This window comes from Arcticibacter sp., from assembly GCF_045629565.1.
Lineage (GTDB): Bacteria > Bacteroidota > Bacteroidia > Sphingobacteriales > Sphingobacteriaceae > Arcticibacter.
Genome location: NZ_JAZQRL010000018.1, coordinates 1 through 2,371, shown reverse-complemented (window position 1 = coordinate 2,371; position 2,371 = coordinate 1). Strand labels below are relative to the sequence as shown.

The 2,371-nt window shown below is 45.6% G+C and carries 4 protein-coding genes; all 4 read left to right on the top strand.

Annotation, left to right across the window (positions count from 1 at the left end):
• Positions 1–152: 152 nt before the first annotated feature.
• Positions 153–461, top strand: a complete 309-nt coding sequence (locus ACKI5J_RS02420; RefSeq protein WP_407426142.1) for a hypothetical protein — start codon at positions 153–155, stop codon at positions 459–461.
• Complete coding sequence (locus ACKI5J_RS02415) at positions 458–598, top strand: hypothetical protein (RefSeq protein WP_407426140.1); 141 nt, start codon at positions 458–460, stop codon at positions 596–598. Before ACKI5J_RS02420 ends, ACKI5J_RS02415 begins: the two co-directional genes overlap by 4 nt.
• 74 nt (positions 599–672) lie before the next feature.
• Positions 673–891, top strand: coding sequence for a DUF2306 domain-containing protein (locus tag ACKI5J_RS02410; protein WP_407426138.1), 219 nt, complete (start codon positions 673–675; stop codon positions 889–891).
• Positions 892–908: 17 nt separating this feature from the next.
• Positions 909–1,886 (top strand): NAD(P)-dependent alcohol dehydrogenase, encoded by a 978-nt coding sequence (locus tag ACKI5J_RS02405; RefSeq protein WP_407426136.1) that lies wholly within the window; start codon positions 909–911, stop codon positions 1,884–1,886.
• The last annotated feature ends 485 nt before the right edge of the window (positions 1,887–2,371 follow it).

Here is a 2,371-nt window from a genome sequence, read left to right as displayed (position 1 = left end):
AACACCACCCTTGGCACATGTGCCAGGGCTTTTTTTGTCACTCCCGCACACTCATCCAATAAAAAATCACCACATTAATCACCACATGTGGTGATGCCGTCTCACCACAGGAGCATGTATCTTCGTTATAGAAAGAAAAACTCTTAACTAGTGTGGAGATTTATCCAATCAGGAACAAGAAGGAGGCACAAATTATGAGTGAAACATACGGATCACCAGATGACCATCACGCGCATTTCCTGTACGAAATTCGCATTAAGGGACATCTTGATGCCCGGTGGGCAGACCGGTTTGAGGGCATGAGCTTCACCTACGAAAGCGACGGAACAACCATTCTCTATGGCCCAGTGGTCGATCAGGCAGAATTACATGGCTTGTTGAGGAAGGTGCGGGATCTCGGCCTGCCTTTGGTCTCGGTCCTACAGGTTGATCCTAGACAAAAAAAGGAGACAAACAAATGAATTTGAATCGTAAGAAGATAACAACCTCCATAGCTGCGTTGCTTCCGCCCGAGCACGAGCCGAAAGTTGCTGTGCCGGTGGGGATAGCTTTGGCCTGGCTGGGCTATGCGCTCTGGTCTGGACGGAAACGGAGCTGAAATATGAGAACGAAACTTTACGATGAAGATAAATATCAGAAAATTAAAATACCAGAAAAAAAAGGTTCAGCAAAGTGGCTCATTGCCGGACTGCGGACGTGATCCGACACCGCGCATGGATGACTCGCGGCTATGCGATCGGACTTGGCGCGGGTACGCAAATGCTAATCCTGATGGTTTGGGAAATGATCATCGGCCAGCCGAGTGAGCTCAGCCATGATCTGCTTATGGGTGCCGCCTGGGTGATCAATCTTGCAGTGGCCGAATGGGCTGTCCGCAGAGCAACACATTAAGTTAAGGAGGAATAGGTATGAAAGCAATTACAGCGTCTAGTTTCGGTTTACCGGAGGTTCTTCAGTTCGTTGAGGTCGAAAAACCAACACCTAAAGACAATGAAATATTGGTCAAAGTGTATGCTACTCCAGTTAATGTCGGTGACAGTAGAATGAGAAGTCTTGACGTTCCTGCCATAGCTTGGCTCCCTGCTCGAATAACTCTAGGGTTCAGTAAACCGAAAAATCCGATATACGGAATGGAGCTAGCGGGTGAAGTGGAAGCAGTCGGGAAAGCAGTTAGACGGTTTAAGGTTGGTGATCAGGTTCTTGCATCTACAATGAAGCTGAAATTTGGTGCCCATGCCGAGTATAAATGCTTGCCCGAAGATGGAGTGGTGGTGACAAAATCGATAAATATGAGCTATGAAGAAGCCGCCACTCTTTCTATTGGTGCGAGCACCGCTTTGTATTTTCTCAGAAAAGGTAATATCCAGCCCGGGCAAAAGGTTCTGATCATTGGTGCGTCAGGCAGTGTAGGCACTTTTGCTGTTCAGCTTGCCAAGTACTTTGGGGCTGAAGTAACCGGGGTATGCAGTACCGTGAATAAGGATTTGGTCAAATCGCTCGGAGCAGATAGGGTCATTGACTACACGCAAGAGGATTTTACGAGTAATGGTGAGACATACAATGTTATCTTTGACACGGTATACAAGACTACTTTCTCGCGTTGCAAGAGCCTGCTTGTGAAGGGAGGATATTACCTTACGGTGGGTCCAGTGGTTTTTGGACCAATCCATTTGATGACTACAGGAAAAACAGTCATTGGAGGGAATGCAGCCCAAAACGCGGAACAACTAGATTTTCTCAAAAAGCTTAATGAGAGGGGTCGGCTGAAACCGGTCATCGATCGTTGTTATCCTTTGGAGCAAGCCGCCGAGGCGCATCGGTATGTCGATCAGGGCCACAAAAAAGGAAATGTAGTCTTAACATTAAAACGAAATGGTGGAATATAACAAGACATGTGCTTGGGAGGTAGAATTAGCTATAACTAAAGGAAGCATCCCTTTGAGTTCCTCACTGAGAATAAGGATGCATTACCACTAGAATTATGGAGACAGTATGAAGCGGATAAGCGGATCCGGGGATTCAGTGCTTAACAATCCGACAGATTGAAACCTAGCAGTTCAGGACATCGCCGCATCTAGCAACCGTTGAACGCGTTGGTTAATCCAGCCCTCTGAACGTCTTCGTTTCGTTCTAGTGTTTGAGGTTGAATCGATCGAGCACAGTTTAATGAAATGAAGAAGGTGGGAATTCAATTCTTACATGAGTATTTAGTGTAAATATAGTAAATTAATCCTATTTAATTCGAATTGCTGGTATAATAGAGAGCTAGTATATCACCATTTTTATCCACTACGAGGAGAGATATTTATGAGAATACGTAGATTGTTTAGTGCTTTTCTTGTTGCAGTTGTAGTCATATCGATGTTGCCAT